Annotated in this window: 17 protein-coding genes; 7 read left to right on the plus strand and 10 right to left on the minus strand. The window is 58.4% G+C overall.

All coding sequences use genetic code 11. From position 1 onward, the window contains the following. Positions 1 to 21 precede the first annotated feature (21 nt). Positions 22 to 315: a hypothetical protein gene (locus tag FH061_RS03775; protein ID WP_151633150.1), complete on the plus strand. Its 294-nt coding sequence runs from the start codon at positions 22 to 24 to the stop codon at positions 313 to 315. A gap of 83 nt (positions 316 to 398) precedes the next feature. Here FH061_RS03775 and FH061_RS31455 read toward each other — a convergent pair whose 3' ends face one another. The 3 genes from FH061_RS31455 to FH061_RS03785 form a co-directional block, all read right to left on the minus strand. After that, entirely contained in the window at positions 399 to 533 is a 135-nt protein-coding gene (locus FH061_RS31455; RefSeq protein WP_264158724.1) for a hypothetical protein, read from the minus strand. Between the two features lie 144 nt (positions 534 to 677). Then, positions 678 to 971 carry a hypothetical protein gene (locus FH061_RS03780; protein WP_151633152.1) on the minus strand — a complete coding sequence of 98 codons (294 nt, stop codon included), beginning with the start codon at positions 969 to 971 and terminating at the stop codon, positions 678 to 680. A gap of 78 nt (positions 972 to 1,049) precedes the next feature. Further along, positions 1,050 to 6,545, minus strand: coding sequence for a peroxidase family protein (locus FH061_RS03785; RefSeq protein WP_151633154.1), 5,496 nt, complete (start codon positions 6,543 to 6,545; stop codon positions 1,050 to 1,052). A gap of 600 nt (positions 6,546 to 7,145) precedes the next feature. Here FH061_RS03785 and FH061_RS03790 point away from each other — a divergent pair. Further along, positions 7,146 to 7,880 carry a LuxR C-terminal-related transcriptional regulator gene (locus FH061_RS03790; protein WP_151633156.1) on the plus strand — a complete coding sequence of 245 codons (735 nt, stop codon included), beginning with the start codon at positions 7,146 to 7,148 and terminating at the stop codon, positions 7,878 to 7,880. Between the two features lie 367 nt (positions 7,881 to 8,247). Here FH061_RS03790 and FH061_RS03795 read toward each other — a convergent pair whose 3' ends face one another. After that, positions 8,248 to 8,817 carry an SCO family protein gene (locus FH061_RS03795; RefSeq protein ID WP_225984469.1) on the minus strand — a complete coding sequence of 190 codons (570 nt, stop codon included), beginning with the start codon at positions 8,815 to 8,817 and terminating at the stop codon, positions 8,248 to 8,250. Positions 8,818 to 9,043: 226 nt separating this feature from the next. Then, positions 9,044 to 10,813, minus strand: coding sequence for a multicopper oxidase family protein (locus FH061_RS03800; protein ID WP_151633160.1), 1,770 nt, complete (start codon positions 10,811 to 10,813; stop codon positions 9,044 to 9,046). A 316-nt stretch (positions 10,814 to 11,129) separates the two neighbouring features. Here FH061_RS03800 and FH061_RS30275 point away from each other — a divergent pair, with 316 nt between their 5' ends. After that, positions 11,130 to 11,285, plus strand: a complete 156-nt coding sequence (locus FH061_RS30275; protein WP_192804892.1) for a hypothetical protein — start codon at positions 11,130 to 11,132, stop codon at positions 11,283 to 11,285. 582 nt (positions 11,286 to 11,867) lie between these two features. Here FH061_RS30275 and FH061_RS03805 read toward each other — a convergent pair. Both FH061_RS03805 and FH061_RS03810 read right to left on the minus strand, forming a co-directional pair. Then, entirely contained in the window at positions 11,868 to 12,941 is a 1,074-nt protein-coding gene (locus FH061_RS03805; RefSeq protein WP_151633162.1) for a tartrate dehydrogenase, read from the minus strand. 105 nt (positions 12,942 to 13,046) lie between these two features. Beyond that, positions 13,047 to 14,000, minus strand: coding sequence for a Bug family tripartite tricarboxylate transporter substrate binding protein (locus FH061_RS03810; protein ID WP_151633164.1), 954 nt, complete (start codon positions 13,998 to 14,000; stop codon positions 13,047 to 13,049). A 741-nt stretch (positions 14,001 to 14,741) separates the two neighbouring features. Between FH061_RS03810 and FH061_RS03815 the strand changes: the two genes are divergently transcribed. The 3 genes from FH061_RS03815 (at position 14,742) to FH061_RS03825 (ending at position 17,552) form a co-directional block, all read left to right on the plus strand. Beyond that, positions 14,742 to 16,361, plus strand: a complete 1,620-nt coding sequence (locus FH061_RS03815; protein WP_192804893.1) for a DUF4142 domain-containing protein — start codon at positions 14,742 to 14,744, stop codon at positions 16,359 to 16,361. Between the two features lie 546 nt (positions 16,362 to 16,907). Beyond that, entirely contained in the window at positions 16,908 to 17,192 is a 285-nt protein-coding gene (locus tag FH061_RS03820; RefSeq protein WP_225984470.1) for a hypothetical protein, read from the plus strand. A gap of 75 nt (positions 17,193 to 17,267) precedes the next feature. Further along, a complete protein-coding gene (locus FH061_RS03825) occupies positions 17,268 to 17,552 on the plus strand; it encodes a hypothetical protein (RefSeq protein WP_151633170.1) in 285 nt (94 codons plus the stop codon). A 300-nt stretch (positions 17,553 to 17,852) separates the two neighbouring features. On the opposite strand, the gene FH061_RS03830 is transcribed toward FH061_RS03825, so the two are convergent. Continuing rightward, positions 17,853 to 18,317 (minus strand): Lrp/AsnC family transcriptional regulator, encoded by a 465-nt coding sequence (locus tag FH061_RS03830; protein ID WP_151633172.1) that lies wholly within the window; start codon positions 18,315 to 18,317, stop codon positions 17,853 to 17,855. Positions 18,318 to 18,433: 116 nt separating this feature from the next. Here FH061_RS03830 and mdeB point away from each other — a divergent pair, with 116 nt between their 5' ends. Continuing rightward, positions 18,434 to 21,145: an alpha-ketoglutarate dehydrogenase gene (mdeB, locus tag FH061_RS03835; RefSeq protein WP_151633174.1), complete on the plus strand. Its 2,712-nt coding sequence runs from the start codon at positions 18,434 to 18,436 to the stop codon at positions 21,143 to 21,145. 207 nt (positions 21,146 to 21,352) lie between these two features. Here mdeB and FH061_RS03840 read toward each other — a convergent pair whose 3' ends face one another. Both FH061_RS03840 and FH061_RS03845 read right to left on the minus strand, forming a co-directional pair. Beyond that, on the minus strand, positions 21,353 to 21,637 hold the full coding sequence (locus tag FH061_RS03840) for a hypothetical protein (RefSeq protein WP_151633176.1): 285 nt from the start codon (positions 21,635 to 21,637) through the stop codon (positions 21,353 to 21,355). Positions 21,638 to 21,704: 67 nt separating this feature from the next. Next, positions 21,705 to 22,346 (minus strand): VOC family protein, encoded by a 642-nt coding sequence (locus FH061_RS03845; protein ID WP_151633178.1) that lies wholly within the window; start codon positions 22,344 to 22,346, stop codon positions 21,705 to 21,707. Positions 22,347 to 22,381: the final 35 nt, after the last annotated feature.

Here is a 22,381-nt window from a genome sequence, read left to right on the forward strand (position 1 = left end):
AGATGGAGGCATCTTTTCCTGTTGCTTCTTTCCTCTCCAGGCACGCACGTTCCTTTCCTGCCCGCGAAAGCGGCGCATTCAACAGTCATTGAACATGCGATGTGGTTTGGAACGGAAAACATAAGGCGAAAGAAGGCTGGAAACATCTTCCAAGGGAAAGTCACGCATTGGAGCGTTTTCACCTTGGGCAGCCTGTCGATTCCGTCGCGTCGTCACGCCTTGTTCCTGCAGCAATCTGCCTCGGCCTCGATCAGGCCGGGCAGGGAAAAAACGCTCTGGGCTGTGTTTGATAAGCTGCTGCGCGATCCGGATTGACGCCTGCGGTGCTCGGGTACCCTGCGTACGCGTGCGCTTTCCGGCGCCAATCTGAACCGCTCGCAACGCTTGTTAAACATAGCCTAGTCAGCCTTCGCGATCACCTGTCGTTGACTTTCCGCTTTCAACGCCGCGGCAACGGTATCCGCAACCAAAGTCGTTGCAGCATAAGTGGTTGTTACGATCAATAGGACGCCGAAGATGAGTACCTTAATCATCGCAAACTCCTTTAACAATTTAAAACCGTGGCATGGCAGGGTTAATCAGGGTTAATGGTGAACAAACAGGTAAAAACGAACTTTAAGCAGGGCGCCTGATGCACCGCGCCGTGCCGCAGCGGCATGCTGGAAACGGACTGATGTTCAAAGCTGGCAAAACACGGTGCAGAAGATAGGATCATCACGCCGATATCCAGGCCGGTCCGTCAGGAACGTTTCTCCCGTCTCGCATAGGATGATGGCTTCGTAAAGTCGCAGCCGCACCCATCCTTCATCCCGCTCCGCGCGTCCGGTTCCGTGGACCTGAAATCCCAGAAGGAGCGCGTCTCCCGTCGCGTCAAGTCCATAGGCAAACGGTTCCACCACGCGCTTGTACCCGTAATAAGCAAGCGCCATAAGACGCCTGCTCCTGATGGCCGCACAAATTTCCGGATTCATGCATTCTCCTTGTCGGGCATAAGATGACACCGGAATGCAAGACCCGCAGTTGAATCTGCGGGTCTTGCTCCACCCGTGTCAGATCGTCTCGATCGATGTGCTGAGCACACCCATCAGTTCGATCTTTTCCTGCGAGTTGGCGAAGCCCGCGAGGACATCGCCGCGGTCCATGGCGCCGGTGTTGAGCGCGTTCACCCAACCGGACGTTTCTTCGGCACTGGCAGTGCGCCCCAGGGCGTTCTCGTAGAGCGAACTGACGAACTGTTGATGACTCATGTTGCCGTAGAGCGCCTGTGCCTCCGGAGACGCGAGCATGTGGTCGGCCACCTCGCCGATCGACAGGCCTGACTCCGTCTGCGATAGCCAGTAGTTGATGCCGCCTTCATCCGGATTGCGAAGCAAGGCGGTGTCATACAGCCGCACCAATGCACCGACAGGCGTCTGACTGATGCTCAATTCCACCGGGACCGTCGGTTCGCCCGCGAGATTTTCGGGAGAGTTGATGAACTGGAGCAGCAAGCCGGCACGATCCAGGTTTCCATTCTGGAGCGCGTTCGTCCACCAGCCGAGTCCTTCCGCATCCGGTGTCCGGCCAAGCACGTTCTGATAGAGCGTTTCCACGAACTGCTGGTTGCTCAGTTCACCATGCGCCTGCTGCGATTCCTGCGAGAACAATATTTCATGGGCCACTGTGGTGATCGGCGTGCCGCTCTCCAGAACGCTAGTCCAGTATGCAAGCCCTTCCGCATCCGGAGCCCTGCCCAGAACCGACTCGTACAAGCGGCCAACCGTTGCGGCCGCTCCGGTATCGACCGTTCCGGCGAATTGCAGAATCTCCACGTTGGCGAGAATGTCGGTGCCATCCGCGCCGCCGTTCAATTGCGTGAGAACGAGGTTGCCGTTCTGGATACGCATCGAGACCGCGCCTGGTCCGGCCGCGCTCAGCATCACGGTATCGATGCCTGCGCCGCCGTCAACAACGTCGTTGCCGCCTGCCGGCACAAAGGTCTCGCTTGCGGCGGTTCCGATCAGCGCATCGGCGCTATCGCTGCCCTGCACCGGGGCGCCGGGAACCGGGGTCGGCGCTGGTGCGGGCGCGGGTGCAGGTGCGGGCGCAGGTGCCGGTGCAGGTGCCGGTGCGGGCGCAGGTGCCGGTGCCGGAGTATTGATGGCCGCCGTTGATGCCGAGTAGACCGTCTCCTGTGTGTTATGGTCGTCCGTATAGGTGCCGACCACGCGAAGCTGCTGACCCTTAAGCGCCTCGATCGCCGTGAATTCGGCGCCGGTGGCACCCTCGATATTCTTGAAGCCGCTTCCATCATTGTGCTGCCACTGGAACGTGAACACGGCGTTCTTCAACCCATCCGCGTCGCTCACCATTTCCTGCGACACGATCAGTTTCTGCCCGGGCTCGGGAGTCATGTCGCTGATCTGCAAGGTGCCGGTGGGATCGTCGTTGACATTGTTGACGGCAGCGGTGACATTGGAAACAATACGCTCGACGCCGCCGCGCCCATCCTCGAACACTGCCGTGACACGCAGCCGCAAGCCGACCACGCTGTCATCCGGATGGAAGGTCTTGCCTGTGCCGACCTCTTGCCAGAGCCCCTCCTCCCCATCCACCTCGGCCTCCCACATATATTCGATGCCAGCCTCGTCGAAACCGTCCTCATCGACGATGTTCGCGTGCGAAGCCTCCAGCATCTGGTGCTCGTCCGGAGAAAGGTCACTGATAGTGACGGTACCGGTGGCGATGGCATTCTCGCCTGCGATGCGGACGACGCCGTCGGCAAACTGAAGCCGCTCGATATTGCGCAGAAGATCGATTTCGATCACGGTATCGTTCTCATCGGGGCCATCGTCACCGGCGTCATCAATGATCCGCATGACACCCGTCACGCCGTTCCCGTCCGGCTGCTCATCCCACAGGTATTCGGAACGCAGTCCCGCGAACACGGCCGTATCCACGTCCTGGGGTTCGCCCGCCTCGGGAATATCCACCAGGATCTCGCGGACGATTTCCAGCTGGCTTGGCAGGTAGGTGCGGTCGAGCAGTTTGGTCTGTAGTGCCGTCATGCTGTCGACAGTGTCAATCTCCAGATCATGATTGTTCCTGTCGCGCACGCTGATCCGTACATTGAGCCATGCATCGCCATCGATGATGTCATTGCCGCCCCGCCCTTCGATGATGTCGCTGCCGCGTCCGCCGAGGATGATGTTGCCATCCTTGAAGGAAGTGACGCCGGCGCCGAGGAGCTCCTGCAGACCAGCGATGCGCGCGATGCCTGCCGCGTTCAGGGCATTGTCGAAGTCGGCATTCTCCGGATCGAAATCGTCGCCGCGCAGCACATCGTCATGGTCCCATCCGGACAGGCCTTCCACCATATCGAAGCGGTCGCGCAGGATATCGTCTTCGTCAGTGGTGAAGATCTTGATCATCAGATCCGAGTTCGCATTGACCTGGTGCCCCTTGTGAATGGCCCAGTCGAATCCCGCCATCCCTTCGTTGCGCTGGATGCCCTCGCCCTGGACCATGATGTCGTCACCGGCCTCGCCATCGTAATCGGTGTCGTTGGTACCGCCATTGAGAACATCGTGCCCGATGATGGTGCTGTTGAAGAACAGTTCCGAGTTGTCCCCTGCAAGCGTATCGAAGCGCGCACCGCCTTCCATCCAGTCATCGCCCTCGTTGCCGAGAAGGAAGTCGCCGCCGTCGCCGCCGAGGATGAAGTCGTTACCGGTGCCGCCGAAGGCTTCCTTGCCGTCGGGTCCTGTGGTGATGAAATCCGTGCCAGCGCCCCCGAACAGCAATGCGAGCCCGCTGCCGCCGTGCATGACGTCATCGCCTGCCTCGCCATGGATCATGTCGACCTCGCCGATGTCGGTGCCGGCGTTGGTGATGATGTCGTTGCCATTGCCGCCATGGAGGATATCGACGCCGTAACCGCCTTCGATCACGTCATCGCCGTCATCGCCCCATACGGTATCGTCGCCGTCGCCTGCGATCAGGGTGTCGTTGTTCGACGTTCCGCCTAGGACGACGTGATCGGCGCCGGTATATTGCAGGTACCCGTCCTTGCGGATCACCAGCGGATAGAGTGCATCCCGAACCGGATCGCCCGACGCGCGTATCGGGTCCGCCTCATATTGGCGAGTGGTATCGAGCTCCAGGAAATGATCCGGAGTCGAGAAGATGTCGCCCGGCAGGTGCGAGGATTCCGCGCTGCCGAGGTCGGTATTGCGCATCACGATCTTCGCAAGCGAATTGTTCTCAAGTTCGTTGAGCAGGTTCAGGCCCTGGACGCGCGACAGATAATAGAACCGGTCGCCGTCCTGCAGGTTTTCAAGCTGGGTTTCGAACACGAAGCTGAAGGTCGATCCCAGCATGCCGCCGAAAGACATCTTCTTTTCGGCCAGGCCGCCGATCCAGAGGTCGATCAGGTTCAGACCGGTTTCGGTGTTTGCCCAGGCTCCGGTACCGCCAAGGAAGGCCAGCCGATCGGCGGGAGCACCGTCGCCGCCAAGGACGAGCGCCGCGGCGGCATCGCGCTTTTCTTCAACCGTGGTCGCGTTGAGAATGGTTTCATGCCTGCCGTAGGCGGCAATGAAGTTGATGACCGATCCGGAATGGTTGATGTTCTGCGCGAATTCGATCCAGTTGCCGTAAGGCTTGAGCTGGGTATCGCCGGTCATTTCAAAGAACTGCTTGCGCGTCTCGTTGAGTGAGGGCACGCCGGTATCGCGGGCACGGGCAATATTGATCGCGGCCAGGTCGAGCGGTAGGCCCAGGAGGTTGCTGCGCAGCGCGGGCGTGATGAACTCGTCGATTTCATTGCCTGCCTGGCGCGTCATGCCACGGACGATGGCGCCGGCGGCTTCCCTGGCATCCATGCCTTCCGGGACGAATTCCACGGGGTTCAGGAAGGCCTCGATCAGGCCGATATCGTCGCGCTTTCCGTCAATGTCGATCCTGTCGACGGTTTCGGTCAGCATCGAGTGGCCGAACCGGTAGACCACGTGGGCGAATTCGGCAACGATTGATGGATTGATGTCGACGCTGGGCTCGAATACAAACAAGTCCACATCGGGCTGTACTTTCCGGGCGAACTCTTCGAACACGAGGTGTTGATACTGCATCTCGGTGGTGAAGCGGGCCGCCTGGAAAACGCGTTCTCCGTTCCATTGCAGCGCATTGATTGCATCCGCGGTCGCCGGAAAAGTTACTATTGCGTCGGGATTGCTGAGCCATTGCTTCAGGAAGGCCAGATCGCCGCTCTCCAGGATGACCTCCTTCAGGTGTTCGCTGATACGGTTGTGCTCCGAATGGAACACATGATGCACGGCGGTCAGGCCAATGTTTTCATTGCCGCGGCCGTCGCCGGTGATGAAGTGGGAGTCAAGCAGTTCATTGTCGTACTGCGTCAGCCTTCCCCTGTTATCCATCGGAAGATTGGTGTTTCCGGTGATGTCATCGGCGTCTTTTTGCAGCACGCCATTGACTAGAACCGGAGCCGCGGTATGCGCAATATCATCGAGGAAGGCATGCTTGGTGCGAAACGCGTTGGCGGTGCTGATCGGCTCATCGAGATTGCCCTCGACCTTGCCGCTCGCAGTGACGATCTGCGGCAGTCCATTTGCGCCGGGCTCGAATTTCCCGTACTGATCGGTTGCCAATAACGGAATGTTAGTGACGTCGGCATCGGTCAGCTCGATACCGAGAACCTCGCGCGCCTGCGTCTTGACTTCCGCCCAGGTTGGCGGCCCGCCCTTCTCGCCGTCAAGCAGGCGGCCGGTTGCGACCGGTTTTCCTTCCACCAGTACATATTCGCGCAGGAACACCTGGTGGGAAGGATGCGAGGTATAGGTCTGGTTCTGATCAACCCAACCTGTCGTCTGGTTGACATGCTCCTGCACATCGTCAGCGGTGCCGAGAACACCATCGGCGCCAGGCTGGTTCTGCGCACGCGTCAGTACCATGAAGTTGGTATGGCCGCCCTCAACATAGAGAGGATCGTCCGGCTTCAACGGCATGTAGACGGTGCCGCTGCCACCCTTGTTGATCAGATCGAGTCCATGGTCGAAGAACTGGCCGAACAGCGTCATCCAGGAATTGAACGGCGCGGAGATGCCATCATCCGGTGCCTTGTTTTCAATGAATACGACCTTGGGCGTGTTGGGGTTGTTGTCATGGTCGATCAGGACGTGGTCGGTGGAATCGATTGCAGGATTGCCCGTAGTCTGGTCGGAAATCAGGTTGCTGATGGTACGCGGCGCGGAATCAAAGACATCGCCGGCTTTTTGCTTGTAGCTTGTCGTCCCGGTCTGGCCTGGGAAAATACTTTGCTCTGCCCCCCGGAAATCGGTTGTCAGCAGGCGGGGCATTACCTGATCGGCGGCACCATAGTTTTCGCGACCTGCAACGATATTGTTGTAGGTGCCGTCGACAGTACGCAAGCCATAAGGCAGCATCGGATTGCCGACAATCGTCGCAAGATCCTCTCCTGCGGCATGACGCTCAGCAATGATGATTTGCTTGAGCATGAATTCCAAATCGTGCTTGACCAGTGTGACCATATTTTTCTCCCTGATGAGTGCCTACCGTAATGACCGAACAGACATGACCGCCCTCGGGCCTTGCCTGGAAACATAATTTCCTCAGGGATAGTTATATTGAGTTGCACGACCTTTCTCTATCGGACAGAAGTACGCCTGTACCTAGGTCGGAACAGATTGAGAAACTGCAAAAACCGAATGCTAAGTTTGGTGAGGAAGATAGAGACGAGGCCTTGTTCCCGCTGTCGCTTTCCCTCTGGAATCAGTCATTTTTCAGATAGGTTGTTGCGTGCCACCCGGATACATTTTTCTATTGGAAATAGCCGCAGCTGTTCGACGACGAAACAGTTTTGGCGCCGTCTTTGTTGATATTTCTCAGCCTTCAGGGATGCATGACAAGGGGTTAGAACGAATTTCATGCATCCACGAAGTGGGCAGAAGTGAACCTCCCGCGTGAAGACCTTGATGGAAGAAAACAGGCTTGCGTAGCATCAATATCTAGCCGTTACAAGCAGTTACATTCGTAACACGTAGTAACTTCAGGCAACAGTTAAGTGCAAGAGATTCAGCCAGCCAAGACACCAGCAATCATCCGGTAAACTGAGCAAGCCAAGGAAAATCATGATTCTGATTGCGACTACCGATTCCATCCTACTGTCACGCTGCAACCAGGGCTTAAAGGGAAACGGCACGGTGATTGCCGCCTCCGAGCCCGATTATTTGTGCGAGACAGTCAGACAATTGAAACCGGCACTGCTGTTGATCGATTTCCAGCTGATCGGCTATGAACGCCTGCAAAGCATCTCGCGCATTCAACTTGCAAGCCCTCGCACACGTATCCTGGCGTTGAATGTTTTCGCGGACGAGCGGACCGAGTTCGAACTGCTCAAATCCGGCGTACGTGGTTGCTGCGCATCCGATGCTTCACCTGAGCAGATCGGTCGCGCCGCCTTCGCACTGGTTCAAGGGGAGTACTGGATACGTCGCAGCCTGATGTCTCGCTTGGTGGAGCAGCATCTCACAACCAGGCAGGAGCGGCAGCCCTCGCCGGCCGACCTCTGCATCCTCATGCAAGGCCTTACCGAACGCGAATCCCAGATTGCTCGGCTGGTCGGCCAAGGCAACAACAACAAGCAGATTGCGCGCATGCTTGAGATTACCGAGCGTACCGTCAAATCGCATCTCACAGAAATTTTCCGCAAGGTTGGCGTGAGCGACCGGCTGTCCTTGGCACTCAGGATCAGCGGAGCCGCTTCGCATGCGACACCTCAACCGGATTCCGACATCCACGACTCTCGTTTCCGCCCATGGCGAGATGACATTACGACTGCGTCAGTCTCTATTCCAGCAATCTGATTCTTCACTGCACTGAGGATCCCGGAGGATTTGCCAATCGCAATGCGTTATGCGGAGCACCGCCCTCGCCGCCGTGCATTGCCATGCTCTCGCCCCGAACCGGCTTGCACGCGAGCCCGGTCATGACAACGCAAAGCGTTCAGATTTGAAGCACTGCTTGCGGTACTCGGCGTATGTCTGTATGCGTGCGCTCCCGCTCCTCAATACAGTTCCGAACCGTTCGCACTGCTTATCAAGCACAGTCTAGGACCTGTTCACACTTGCTTCGAGAGAGGCTTGGCGACGCTCGGGATAACCAGGGCAGGCAGGACCAGAGGCCCATCCCCTTGGCCTGCGGTCCCTACCCTGCTCAATCAAGGCTGAGCGATTAAAGATAATTTGAAATGGAGTTAAGAATCTGCCGCGGCGATGCGAGTGCCGGCAGCATCGACCAGCGGTCGCGTCCGTCATGCCCTATGCGCAGCATACCGGTATGCTGGCGCAGGTCGGCATCAATCACGGGATCGGGATCGAAAAAGCCCAGCTTGCGGCGGATCAGGTCGATGTCCTTGCGCTGCCCTGTCAGGAAAGTCCATCCCGATTTGATTCCGTACTTTCGCATATAGTCTTGCAAGGCCGCTGCGGAGTCGAACTCGGGTTGCAGGGTGATTGAATACATGAACACGTCGCGGCCGGCCTTGGCACCGAGCGCCTGTTGCACCTGCAGCAGATTCGCCGTATTGGGTGGACAGATGTTGCTGCAGTTCGCATACATCATGTTAAACACCACCATCTTTCCCTTTACCAGATCATCATAGAAGCGCACCCGCTTTCCTTCATGCGTTTCCAGCACAAGATTCGGAAAGTATCCGGATTCTTCGCTGGATGGGCGCGCGTTGCCCTGTTTGGCCACGGCAAGGTTGGCGATGGCCGCCGAACTCGCGACAGCTGTTTGCAAGAACGATCTCCTGCTGGTCATGAGAATTCCCCTTTGTGATGTCTTCTGTTGGAAACCGATTTGCTTGATGCGAACGCCTTGCCTGCATCAACACTTTCACGGCTTTTTGCTTTTGCTTATGCCTTATACCAATCCCGAGCCATGCCATTTCAGGCGGAAAAGAACGCGATCTCATGCATGGCTTCGCTTGGGATTGGCCTTGCCTGCAGACAGCGGGAACAACCCTTTACGGCACCACGTCGAAACGCACCATCATGTGATGGTCTTCATGGACCGTGTTATGACAATGCATGATGTATTTGCCGACGAAGTCCCTGAAGCACACATGAATACGCACCACCTCGCCCGGCCGAAGTTCGAAGACATCCTTGCGGCCGCGTTCATGCGGCGGCGGCGGCAAGCCATTGCGCGTGAGGATGCGAGCTTCTTCGAAATGGATGTGGACCGGATGGCTCCAGCTGCCTTTGCCCTGCAGTTCCCAGATCTCCGCTTCGCCGCGCTTGACTGTTGCCATCGGCTTGGTTTCATCGAACAGCTTGCCGTTCACCGTCCACATGTCATTTTCGCGGTCGAACTCCCATCGACGGATTTTCTTGACACGTGTCGGAAAAATCGGCCGCAATGGACGCAGTACCGGGGGCACGCGGCTGTTGTCCGGCGTGACCGGATCGGATTTCACGTCGAAGCGCAGGATCTGTGTTCCGGGGCGCAGCAATACGCCGGTCGGCCCGCGTCCGTCGAGATGTTCCAACCGGTTCACGATGAAGAGCTGGCTGCCCACCGGGTATTTGGAAAAGTCGATAACGATGTCGCCACGTTCCGCTGTCGCCAGGCGCAGCTTGTCGGTCTCCACCGGCGCGGGCAACAGATTGCCGTCGTTGGCGATATGCCAGAAATTCTGGTCCGCATTGTTATGAACCAGATAGAACTCGTAGAATCGCAGCGAAGAGCCGTTGAGCACCCGGAACCGGTATTTGCGGCGCTCCACTTCGAAGTACGGCTGTATCTTCCCGTTAACGCAAAATTTTTCGCCGACAATGCCTTCGGTATCGAACTGGTTGAAATAGAGATAGCCGCTCGAATCGAACATCTTGTCCTGGAACAGCAAGGGAATATCGTATCTGCCTACGCCGCTGGGCAAGCGCAGCGCGGTGGGATTCGGATCATTCTCGTTACCCGAGTCAAGTTCGTCGAACATGAGGCAAAAGCCGGCGAGCCCCTTGTACACGTTGGGGGCGGTGAACTCCATCCTGTGATCGTGATACCACAGCGTTCCGAGTGCCTCATAGGAGTCGCCATAGGTATCCGGATACCCATCGGCGTTGGTATAGATGTTTGGATAGTGATGATCCTTGTAGCGACCGGGGCGGGTCATTGTCGATCCGCATTTCTCCCTGCTGTAGAAGTCGGAAGGATAGCCATCGCTTTCCGACGGCGTATGGCCGTTATGCAGATGAGTGGAAATTTCCGGCGACCCGTAGCCGACATGATTGGTCGGCAGATTGTTCTCGATGCGCACCAGCGCAGCCTCGCCGTAACGGAAGATGAAGGTCGGTCCGGGAAGCATGCCGTCGTATCCCCAAATCTTTTGCGTCGGGAGTTCCGGATGAAATGAGTGATTGTCTTCCCTTACATTCAATTCATAGAATTTCCGCGGAGGGAAACGATCCCACGCCTGGTGAGGCAATCTTCCAGCCTCATCCTTGCCGGCGGCTTGCGTCGGGGCCGGGTTGAGCCGCGTGACCGGCTCTTTGATTCTCGGAATCGGCAGGGGCACGATGAACGGCGTAGTGTACGGGCTCCGTCCAGGTGTTGACTTCCTGAAGTCGTCCCTGGTGGAGCTGCTCGTCGACTTGTCATCCTTTTTTCTGGTGGACTGCGCATCGGCGTTGCGTACCGAATAGGTAACCAATCCTGTAGAGGCAATCGCCAGCGCGGAATTAAGGAGACGACGCTTTTTAATGCTGGAATTCGGTTTGGCTGTATCGCGAGACATGGCTTACTCCCTGGGACATTTGTGAACGCACGTGGCACCGTGCTTGAAATTTATTGTCGCTTACAGAAAGTTACATGTCGGGCAGTATTTCACTATGACAAATGTCATGCCAAACTTGGTCGATTGATAACCATCAACTGTCTTATCCCAAGGAAACATCAGGTGGAGCCGGATGCCGGACTTGCAGACGCAGATAGTTAGGCATTCGACTTCTGGTTCCCACACTTGACTTGCATCAACTACAGATTGCCATTCTTGCATTGTTTAGTGGCCTGCTGGAAATTAAGCTTGGCGAAGACAAAAAAGGGAGAATGCTATGGAACCGACAGCCGCAACGACTGCCGACATGGATATCGACACGCAGTCCCAGTCGAAGATATACCGGATCAACCGCAATAAACTCCATGCGGCGCTCTGCATTCTGGCCTCTTCCTTATCAAGCTTCGGGATTCTCGCCTGGCTGTTATGGTAGGACACCTGTCACGGGTAATAGCGGCGCAGGAAGAATCCCTTTCCGTCCAGTGGCAGAACGGGGACTCTGTTCAATACCGGTTTGCCTTGACGGGCGTGGATTAGGTTTCAGCAGTGTCACATGAGGTCTGCAATATCGGTGCCAGATCAGCTTTGGTTTTTAAGGATTAATCAATCCGTGCAGGCTGACGTCGGGAGGGAAAGCGTCAGAGAACGCCCGCTGCGATGCTCCGTTGAAGGTGATAATAAAAACCTGGTGACATTAATGCCAGTCTTAAGTCAGCATACCAAATGAGATCAACGGATTTTTTCGACAGGCACAGCGGAAAGCGACGCGATCTCGTGGCATGGATTGGCAGATTGCGGTCATGAAAAAAGCGGAGTTTTTTTGGATTTCAGTGGCAGGATCTTTTTCTCCGCCATGACTTCTTTTGGTAACAGACAGTACCCGGTGCCCGGCATACTGCCGGTACGCGTGCGCTCCCTCGCCTTTAACGCAGCTCCGTACCATTGGCGATGCTTGTCACCTGCAGCCTGGTGCCAAAGCAGAGTGGCGAAAGCAAACACCGGACGCCATGCTCGTTCAGATCGCTTCGGCGATCGCCCGTCCCAGGTCCTGCGTGCCTGCCTTGCCGCCGATATCGCGCGTGAACGGCGCATTCGCCGGCCCGGCTTCCAGCACCTTTTCAATCGCGCGCAGCACCGCCGCGCCGGCTTGCGCATGGCCCAGGTGCTCCAGCATCATCGCGCCGCACCAGATCTGCCCGATCGGATTGGCAAGGCCCTTGCCCGCGATATCCGGCGCCGATCCGTGCACCGGTTCGAACAAGGACGGAAAGGCGCGCTCGGGATTGATGTTGGCCGACGGCGCGATGGCGATCGTGCCGGTGCAGGCCGGACCGAGATCGGACAGGATGTCGCCGAACAGGTTGGACGCTACCACCACGTCGAAGCGGTCCGGATTCTGCACGAAATGCGCGGTCAGGATGTCGATGTGGTACTTATCCCAGCGGATCTCCGGATACTGCCTGGCCATCTCGACGACGCGCTCGTCCCAGTACGGCATGGTGATGGAAATGCCGTTGGACTTGGTGGCCGAGGTCAGGTGCTTCTTCGGCCGCTTCTGCGCCAGCTCGAAGGCGAATTTCAAGATGCGGTCCACGCCCTTCCTGGAGAACACGCTTTCCTGGAACACCACTTCGCGCTCGGTGCCTTCATACATCTTGCCGCCGACCGAGGAGTATTCCCCCTCGGTGTTTTCGCGCACCACATAGAAGTCGATGTCGCCGGGCTTGCGGTTGGCCAGCGGAGTGGGAATGCCGGGCATGAGCCGGACCGGGCGCAGGTTGACGTACTGGTCGAATTCACGCCGGAACTTCAGGAGCGAACCCCACAGCGAGACATGGTCGGGCACGGTGTCGGGCCAGCCGACGGCGCCGAAGAAGATGGCGTCATGGCCGCCGATCTGGTCCTTCCAGTTGTCGGGCATCATTTGCCCGTGCTGCCGGTAATAGTCGCAGGAGGCGAAGTCGAAATGGTCCCACTGGAAATCGATGCCGAACTTGCGGGCCGCGGCGTCAAGTACGCGCAGGCCTTCCGGTACGGTTTCCTTGCCGATGCCGTCGCCGGCAATGACCGCGATGCGATGTGTTGTCATAAATAGTCTTGATGAAAAAATGGAACGACAGCGCCGCCGCCGCTCAACTTTCCATGTCGAAGAATGTTGCTGTTCGCAAGCGGTCCGGCAGCGTTGAACGCTGGATTACTTGATCATTCCCGCATCCTTCGCATCCTGCACGTACAACTTGGTACGCTTGGCAACGAAGTCGGGCATTTGATCCACAGGGATATCGACAAGATCATATCCGCCTGCCGTCAGCTTGCTGCGCATCTCCGGGTCGCCATTGAGCACCGCCATGAGATCGGACACTTTTTTCTGAATATCCTTGGGTGTCGACTTCGGCACGGCAACGCCGCGGTAAGCACCGTCAACCCAGTCGAGTCCGACTTCCTTGAAAGTCGGCACCTCGGGGAAGGCAGGATGGCGTTTTTCCGACGCTACCGCCAGCAGGCGCATCTTGCCCTTCTGCTGTACGGCAAACGGCAGGTAGGTCATGGCCGCATCGACATGGCTGCCCATCATCGAGGAAATCAGATCGCCGGTGCCCTTGAACGGCACATAGGTGGTCTTCAGCCCCGCCTGCTTGTTCCAGCGCTCGTGTGCCATGTGGTTTGCCGACAGGCTGCCGGAACCGGCGATATTGAGGGTACCCGGCTTGTCTTTCGCGGCTTTCACCAGATCCTGATATGTCTTGTAGGGACTGTTGCCGGGCACCACGATCGCATCGGCGGTGAAGTGATAGAAGTAGACCGGCGTGATGTCCTCGGTCTTGTACTGGGCCGAGCCTTCCAGCGGCTGCAGCACGATATGCGGCAGGTTGACGCCAACGATGGTGTAGCCGTCATTGGGCATGGTGTTGAGCTGTGCCCAGGCCAGCGCACCGCCGGCGCCCGCCTTGTTCAGCACGAGCATGGTTTGCTTGTACTTGTTCTTGAAGAGCTCCGCCTGCAGGCGCGCGACATAGTCGGACTCGCCTCCCGCGGGGAACGGAATGACGTACTGGATTTGCTTGTCGGGATATGTCTGAGCTTGCACGCTTGCGCAGCATGCGGCAAGGCCGAGCGCGATACTACCGAGTATCGAATGCAGTTTCATGTCTGTCTCCTGTCTCTATGTTTGGAATGCGATGTGTCACCACCCGCGGCCATCACCGTGACCGTCAGTCCGGAAACGATTCATCCCTGAAGTCCATACGTTCCACTTCGGGGATGCCTTTCCGAAGGAATGACACTTATGCCCACTGTATGGCATTCGTTTCGGACGGGATATGGCTTTCAGTTAAAGTAATATGTCTTCAAAGTTAATAATCTGCTTCTGAAGCAATGAAAGCATGCGTCTTTCCATGAAAGAACAGCATCAAATGTATTAACATGCTGTCAACTTCCACCGTTTCGCGGGCTTCTTTTCGGTAGGAATAGGGACAGCACAATTAACATTCATAAAAGATTGTTTCATCTCATCTGTCTGCATGCCCAGTCGATCAAACCCTGGCAGCGCATCACTTAACACTTCAAGGACCGTCTTTCTCATACGGCAACCACATGGAGCTTGCATCCGAGCTTAACGCTACCCGCGCATCCCAGCCCGAGTTTGCTGCGGTGCGACTTTGTGCAGGATCAAACATGCCCATTTGTTAATACAAAACGCTTAATCCGAAGCTTGAATTAGCGTAGTCCAGACCTAGACTTTGCCAACTGCCGCCCGTAACTGCAGCAGGCTGTGCCATGTGCGTATGAATAAAGCGGTCCGCTTTTTCCTGCGTGGAATCGACGATCTATCGACGCGCAACTGTCCTGCGTCTTCTGACGGCAGATGTTTATTGCCCATCAGGAGGCCATGATGAAACGATTTTCCACGATCGCACTTGCTGTCTCGCTCACGGCGTGCGGCGGCTCGGACAACGGCGGCGGCATCGCCGGAACGACGAGTACTCCGAACAGTTCGACGGCCCAGGTAATGACGACCGTCCCGCCGGGAACGCCTGCGAGCCCCGCAACGGCGGCCAACCCTGCCGATCCGGCGGCGGGTACACCGGCCACGTCCGTGCCCCCGCTGGCACAAGCCGCCACACCATCAGGTACGCCGACAGCAGCCACGCCTCCCCTGGCTGCAGACACTCCGCCGGCCGATGCCGCAGCTACCGCATTTTTTGTGAATGCCTATCAGGCCGGACTTGCCGAAATTCAAATTTCTCAGCTTGCCGCCACCCGGGCCGAGGATGAGAATGTCAGGGAATACGCGCAGCAAGTGCTGGCGCATCACACCCTCCTCAATGGAGAAATCCAGAAGATTGCACAGGCAAAGCAAGTCACATTGCCAACCTCTATCTCCCAGGAACGGACGGCGGATGTCACCGCGCTGACAGCATTGAGCGGACTGAATTTCGACCGTTATTACATGGCGCTGAATGTGAATGCCCATCGGGCCTCGGTGGCGTCGGCGCTGCGCGCGGGGGCTTCCACCAATGACGACAATGTACGGGTGTTCTCGGTTTCCGTGCTCCCGATCTACAAAACGCATCTGGTGTTTGCCGAGGATATTCTCAATCAGCTTGATCCGGCCGCGTTCGTGGCCACGATCCACCAGAGCAGCCAGGCTGAAGTGGCATGGGCGCAACTGGCTCTTGAGCGTGCAAGCGACGCCGGCGTGCGCCGGTATGCCCAGAAGATGGTCACTGAACATACCGCTGCAAACGAGCGCATTTCCTCCTTTGCCCGCGACAAGCAGCTGCCCTTGCCTGGCGATCTTAATGAGGAGCAGCAGGCGGTGACGGAAGACTTGAGCCGCTTCTCGGGAGCGGACTTTGATCGCGCATACATGGATGTGAATGTCATTTCCCACCTGCGCGCCGTCCGCTATGCCCGCAGCCAGCTCGGATCCTCCGGACGTGACGTCGACGTGCGAGAGCTGGCCCGGGAGCTCGAGCCCGAGCTGGCCGGACATCTCGCCAATGCCGCTGAACAGGCACGGCTGATCGAGCCGAGCTTCGCCTACCGCGCGTACCAGGCGAATCTGGCGGAAGTCAGCCTGGCCTACCTGGCAACCGCGCGGTCGACCGACAGCGGCGTCATCGGTTATGCGCAACGCATGATCGGCGAGCATCTGCCCGTCGTTGCCCAGCTGCGGCAACAAGCGGCAACATCGAGCACTCCATTGCCGGTCGAGGTGTCGCCGGAAGCCATGCTCGCGTTCGGTACGCTGCTGGTGATTGACGATGGCCTGTTCAACGCGGGATATGCAGCCTACAACGCCCGCCTGCATAACAAGGCAATCGAGCTGTTCACCGAAGAAACCCTCAGGCCTGACAGCACCGCGACCCAGGCTTTCGCACAGACGCTCTTGCCAACACTCACCGCGCATCGGGATGAGGCACGCACGCTGCGGTCGAGGTTCGCGCCCCAGGTGCTGGAGCTGATTCAGCGCTTGCCTGCCTTCGCCGGCACTTCAATGATGTAAGGCGTCAAGCAGGTTGATCTGGCAGCGGCCTTGACCGGCCTGCTGCCGAAAATCCTGGAGCTCGCACGGCACGGACAGGCCGCGAGATGTTCGACCAGGTCCACGATCAGGGTTGACTCTAAAGCGGGTTCACCCTGACCGGATGGAATCAGGAACATGCCGTTTTGCGCGCACCGGCCCGGGGGAAGAGTAAATTCTGGGTAAGGAAGCTACCGGGCCCTTGCCGGATTTTTTTGGCGCAGGCGTTGCGCCGCATCCGGGCGAAAGCCCGCCATCAGCAGCTGTCTTGTTTCCCCTTACACTCGGCTGCGATCCAACTCATCGGTGTCGGCCCCAAGCCACCTGCTCATTGGCGGCCATATCCGCGCGCCGCCGAAAGTCCGTTTTCCCGCCCTAAAAAATCGCTTTGATTTCAACAGCTTGCAGTGAATTCACCGGCCTTTTTCAAGGCTGGCACGGCGCCTGCTATATCTCCTTCAAGCGCGATGAAGCGCCCTCCACCCAACGAAGCAATCCATTCACCCCGTCACTCTTAGGAGAACCATCATGAAAGCACTGACCATCAAGGACCTGTCCGTCACTTCCGAACTCGATGCCAAATCCATGACTTCCGTTCGCGGCGGCCACGGCGCCGTCCGCTTCCCCGCCCTGTTCGCCGGTCCGCTGTTCAGCGCCTCCAAGAGCGAAATTAACTTCGGCGCCGAGCAGGCAATGGGCCAGAGCCAGAACACCCTGGTCAACAACGGCAACAACGTCGCCTTCGCTTCCGGCATCAAGTCCAATGTCAATCCGACTCAGACCGGCAAGAACACCATCAACTTCATGTCGTAAGCGCCGCCGGCCGCGATGATCATCGCCATTTACCCGCTCACCTTCTTCGCCACGTTATTCTTAAGGATACTCATCATGAAAGCACTGTCCATCAAAGACCTGTCCGTTGCCAAAGACCTCGACGCCAAGGACATGGCAAGCGTCGCCGGCGGTACCGGCATGTTCAAGATGCCCGCGCTGTTCGTCGGCCCGCTGTCCAGCATCTCCAAGCGCGAGGTCAACTTCGGCGCCGAGCAGGCGATGGGCCAGGAGCAGAACACGCTGGTCAACAACGGCAACAATGTCGCTTTTGCGGCCGGCATCAAGTCCAGCGTGAACCCGACCCAGACCGGCAAGAACACCATCAATTTCATGTCCTGAAGCCGGCACGCCGGCGGAGGCCTGCCTCCGCCGGAACACTTGCCACGACAGACAGCTCCAGGCCAATCACCAAGGAGCATCGCCTGTCGAAAAGATTCGCCGCTTCTTTGCGCCGTGCACGGCCAAATAAGGTGACCATGTTCGCATGTCATACCAATCCCAGGTCACCGCAAATCAAATGAGACCGATGGATTTTTGTGCCCTGGCAAGGCCGAGTTGGCAGATCAGAAATCCATAGCTGGACTATGACCATGGACTGTAGGGATGGGAAGAGCTATCCGGCACGCGGCAGGCAAGGCCTCATCCCCGCAGCGGCAACGCGGTCTTGTAGCGCACCTGTTTCAGCGCGAAGCTGGAACGGATCTTTTCAACTTGCGGAATCGGCGTCAGCTGTTCGAGGATGAAGCGTTCGAGCGCGCCGATATCCGGCACCGCGACGCGGATCAGATAGTCGGCATCGCCGGTCATGAGGTAGCACTCCATCACTTCTTCCCGCGCGCAGACCCGCGCTTCGAAGGCCTGCAGCGCCTTCTCGCTCTGCTGTTTCAGACTGATGGAAATGAATACGTTCAGATGCAGGCCCAGCTGCTTGGGGTCGAGCAGCGCGACGTACTGACGGATCAGTCCCGCCGCTTCAAGCGCCTTGACCCGCGCCAGGCACGGCGAAGGCGACAGGCTGACGCGCCGGGCCAGTTCCACATTGGACAGGCTGCTGTCCTGCTGAAGCTCGCGAAGAATGCGCAGGTCGATGGCATCAAGATTCATTATGCTGAAATTCCTCCATTTCTCGGCATATCATGCTGTTAAGCCGCAATTCTACAGCCATTTCGGAGAATTATTCCGCGTCAGGTGTCTTAAGATAGGGCGATTGAGGAGACATCATGAACGCACGCGATTTTCAGCTTGGCGGCAAGGCAGACATCGAACACCCCGTCGACAGCGACGCCACGGAAACCGCGGAGTGGCTGGAGGCGCTGCAATCCCTGATCGAACGCGAAGGCCCGGAACGCGCCCGCTTCATTCTCGACCGCCTGGCCGAGACTGCGCAACGGCACGACATCGGCTGGCAGGCGAAACGCGGAACGCCTTATGTGAATACCATTCCGGTGGAGCGGCAACCGCTCTTCCCCGGCGATCTGGCCATCGAGGAGCGCCTCGCATCGCTGATGCGCTGGAATGCACTGGCCATGGTGGTGCGCGCCAACCAGGCTTACGGCGATCTCGGCGGCCATATCGCCAGCTACGCGAGCGCGGCCGATCTGTTCGAAGTCGGCTTCAATCACTTCTTCCGCGCAAGAACGCCGGAATTCGGCGGCGACCTGGTGTTCTATCAGCCGCATTCCGCGCCCGGCATCTATGCGCGGGCCTTCCTCGAAGGACGGCTGAGCGAACGCGATCTGGAACATTACCGGCAGGAAGTCAGCGCCCGGAAAGCCGGGGCGCAAGGCTTGTCGAGTTATCCGCACCCATGGCTGATGCCGCAATTCTGGCAATTCCCCACCGGCTCGATGGGCATAGGGCCGATCAGCTCCATCTACCAGGCGCGCTTCATGCGTTACCTGCAGCACCGCAAGCTGCTCGACACCGGCACGCGCAAGGTGTGGGGCGTATTCGGCGACGGCGAGATGGACGAGCCGGAAAGCATGTCCGCCCTCACCCTGGCCGCGCGCGAAGGCCTCGACAATCTGGTCTGGGTGGTCAACTGCAATCTGCAGCGCCTCGATGGCCCGGTACGCGGCAATGGACGCATCATCGATGAGCTGGAGCAACTGTTCAGCGGCGCCGGCTGGAACGTGATCAAGCTGCTCTGGGGCTCGGATTGGGACGGCCTGTTTGCCAGGGATGCCGGCGGCGCGCTGGCGAATGCATTCGCACATACCGTGGATGGGCAGTTCCAGACCTTCGCCGCCAAGGACGGCCGCTACAACCGCAACAACTTCTTCGGCCAGAATCCGGAACTCGCGCAACTCGCCCAGGGATTGACCGACGAACAGATAGACCGCCTCAAGCGCGGCGGCCATGACATGGTGAAGATCCATGCGGCCTACGATGCGGCGGTCCGCCATCGCGGTGCGCCCACCGTGATCCTCGCCCATACCAAGAAGGGCTACGGCATGGGAGACGCCGGACAGGGCAAGATGACCACGCACCAGCAGAAGAAGCTTGACCGCGATGCCCTGATCGCTTTCCGCAACCGTTTCAATCTGCCCTTGTCGGACCAGGAAGCAGAGTCGCTTGCCTTCCACAGGCCGGCCGGCGACAGCGAGGAGATGCGCTACCTGCATGCAAGGCGGGCCGCGCTCGGCGGATTCATGCCGTCGCGCGGCAGCATTGCGGAGCCGGTCCCGGTGCCGCCGCAGGCGGAATACGCCGGCTTCGCCCTGCAGGCGGACGGCAAGGAGATGAGCACCACGATGGCCTTCGTGCGCATGCTCACCAATCTGCTCAAGGACAGCCGGCTCGGCCCCCGCGTGGTGCCCATCGTTGCCGATGAGGCGCGCACCTTCGGCATGGCCAACCTGTTCAAGCAGATCGGCATCTATTCCAGCGTCGGACAACGCTACGAGCCCGAAGATATCGGCTCGGTGCTCAGCTACCGCGAAGCGCTGGACGGCCAGATCCTGGAAGAAGGCATCAGCGAAGCAGGAGCCATCAGTTCCTGGGTGGCGGCGGCGACGAGCTACAGCGTGCATGGCATGCCGATGCTGCCTTTCTACATCTATTACTCGATGTTCGGCTTCCAGCGCATCGGCGACCTGATCTGGGCCGCAGCCGACCAGCGCGCACGCGGCTTTCTTCTCGGCGCAACCGCCGGGCGCACGACGCTCGGCGGAGAAGGCCTGCAGCATCAGGATGGAAGCAGCCTGGTCACCGCATCGGCGATACCGAACTGCCGCGCCTACGATCCCGCGTTCGCCGGCGAACTCGCCGTCATTGTCGATCACGGCATGCGGGAAATGCTGGAACAGCAAAAAGACGTGTTCTATTACGTCACGATGATGAACGAGAACTATGCGCAGCCTTCGCTGCCGCAAGGCGTCGCGCAGGATCTGCTCAGGGGAATGTACCGTTACGGCGAATGCAGGGCGGCCAGCGCCGTTGCATCGGCGCGCCTGGTCGGTTCGGGCGCCATCCTGCGTGAAGTCATTGCCGCAGCGGGAATGCTTGCGCAGGACTGGAGCATCGATGCGGAAATCTGGAGCGCCACCAGCTTCAGCGAACTTGCCCGCGATGCGATCGAGACGGAGCGCTGGAACCGCCTGCATCCGCTCGATGATCCGCGCGCCAGCCATGTCGAAAGCTGTCTTGGCGGTCAGGCGCCTGTCATTGCCGCGACCGATTATGTTCGCGCATGGCCGAATCTGGTGGCGCCCCATATCAGCGCACCGTACACGGTGTTGGGCACCGACGGCTTCGGCCGCAGCGATACCCGCACGGCGCTGCGCGGCTTCTTCGAAGTGGACAAGCATCACATCGTGCTGGCCGTCCTGCATGCCCTTGCCGGACAGGGAATGATCGACAAGGCGCTGTGCGCTCGAGCAATCCTGCGCTATGGCATTGAAGCGGATGCAGCGGCTCCCTGGACTTGCTGACGTCCTCAGCTACCGATGGCGGCACGCACTATCCGGTTTTGACGCGATATCGACAACATGCTTGAGTGACAGCCGCTTCTGCCGGTTTGAATAGTCAAACCGGCAGAGTTGGTCGATACCGCCTGTCCTTTCTTATCACCATGACGGCACTCTTTGACGCCCATTCCTCGCCGGAAGAACGGCGGGCCATCGCGCACGTTTAACTAATCATCCATCCCTGCCGTCCGTCTCGTATTCGATTCCACCGACATATTTGCTCACAAGGTTGTAAAGCGCGCATCCGATCGCGACCATGACGTAGCCCATGACGAGATAGAGAAAAGGGAACAACAGAAACATAAACGCGGATGGCCGCTGCTGCCCTTCCATGGCCGGCATGAACAGGAACACGACAAACATCGGCAACGCGAATATCAGGGAACTTAGCGCCATGAGCACGGCAATTACTTTTGCGTTTTGATGCAAGGGAAACCTGGCGATCTGAATTCTCATCAAGCATCATCCTTATCGAAATAATAAAGCTCCAGAGTACCGGCCGATATGCCGGCCGACTTGGTTTTCATGTTGGCGCGCCAATCGTTCGCAGGCCCAGTGGAGTATGTATGGTCGCGGCCAGCCCAGCAATGGCGGACTGCTCTACGGACAGCAAGACCCCTGGCTCGGCGACGGAAAGATCACCAAGCAGGGCATTCAGTCGGGCCGGTTGCGGATGCAGCAGTTTCAATTCCACCAGTTTGCAGCCCCGGTCTTCAAGAGACTGCGCAGGATGAGCCGGCGTGTGCCACTCGATTAGTGCAGGCGCCACGCCGCTCATGGGAAGACTGCCGTCTTCCGGAATGGAGATAAGCCACTCCAGGGCACCCCTTGTCATTGGCTCGACGACCCCGAGTGATTCGGAAGTACTGGCGAGCGACTTGCGTATGTCGTCGGTTCGTGCGACCCAGCATGCAAGCCGCGGGGAAGACGTGGCGCTCGCATCCAGCGAGAACCAGCGCGGACGCTGCGGCTTCACGGCCGCAGGATTGATGGAGATGACTTCAAGGAAGGTTTCGTTGCCCAACCGGAGCAACATGTTATGGGTGCCCATGCGCGGATGCTCGCCCCCTGTCTGCGGCATCACGCCCAGTCGTTCGAACACCAGGCTGCTGCCTGCCTCCAGTGTTGGAGAGGTAATGGTAATGTGATCAATGCGGCATGCCATGACAAGGCCTCCTTGCGTGCGCGATAACAGGCTGT

The organism is Noviherbaspirillum aerium, assembly GCF_008929045.1.
GTDB lineage: Bacteria > Pseudomonadota > Gammaproteobacteria > Burkholderiales > Burkholderiaceae_D > Noviherbaspirillum > Noviherbaspirillum aerium.

Excerpts from the sequence above, each read along its gene's own strand:
- FH061_RS31455 (WP_264158724.1), bottom strand. The coding sequence starts at position 533 with ATGATTAAGGTACTCATCTTCGGCGTCCTATTGATCGTAACAACCACT.
- FH061_RS03780 (WP_151633152.1), bottom strand. The coding sequence starts at position 971 with ATGAATCCGGAAATTTGTGCGGCCATCAGGAGCAGGCGTCTTATGGCG.
- FH061_RS03785 (WP_151633154.1), bottom strand. The coding sequence starts at position 6,545 with ATGGTCACACTGGTCAAGCACGATTTGGAATTCATGCTCAAGCAAATC.
- FH061_RS03790 (WP_151633156.1), top strand. The coding sequence starts at position 7,146 with ATGATTCTGATTGCGACTACCGATTCCATCCTACTGTCACGCTGCAAC.
- FH061_RS03800 (WP_151633160.1), bottom strand. The coding sequence starts at position 10,813 with ATGTCTCGCGATACAGCCAAACCGAATTCCAGCATTAAAAAGCGTCGT.
- FH061_RS30275 (WP_192804892.1), top strand. The coding sequence starts at position 11,130 with ATGGAACCGACAGCCGCAACGACTGCCGACATGGATATCGACACGCAG.
- FH061_RS03805 (WP_151633162.1), bottom strand. The coding sequence starts at position 12,941 with ATGACAACACATCGCATCGCGGTCATTGCCGGCGACGGCATCGGCAAG.
- FH061_RS03810 (WP_151633164.1), bottom strand. The coding sequence starts at position 14,000 with ATGAAACTGCATTCGATACTCGGTAGTATCGCGCTCGGCCTTGCCGCA.
- FH061_RS03815 (WP_192804893.1), top strand. The coding sequence starts at position 14,742 with ATGATGAAACGATTTTCCACGATCGCACTTGCTGTCTCGCTCACGGCG.
- FH061_RS03820 (WP_225984470.1), top strand. The coding sequence starts at position 16,908 with ATGAAAGCACTGACCATCAAGGACCTGTCCGTCACTTCCGAACTCGAT.
- FH061_RS03825 (WP_151633170.1), top strand. The coding sequence starts at position 17,268 with ATGAAAGCACTGTCCATCAAAGACCTGTCCGTTGCCAAAGACCTCGAC.
- FH061_RS03830 (WP_151633172.1), bottom strand. The coding sequence starts at position 18,317 with ATGAATCTTGATGCCATCGACCTGCGCATTCTTCGCGAGCTTCAGCAG.
- mdeB (WP_151633174.1), top strand. The coding sequence starts at position 18,434 with ATGAACGCACGCGATTTTCAGCTTGGCGGCAAGGCAGACATCGAACAC.
- FH061_RS03840 (WP_151633176.1), bottom strand. The coding sequence starts at position 21,637 with ATGAGAATTCAGATCGCCAGGTTTCCCTTGCATCAAAACGCAAAAGTA.
- FH061_RS03845 (WP_151633178.1), bottom strand. The coding sequence starts at position 22,346 with ATGGCATGCCGCATTGATCACATTACCATTACCTCTCCAACACTGGAG.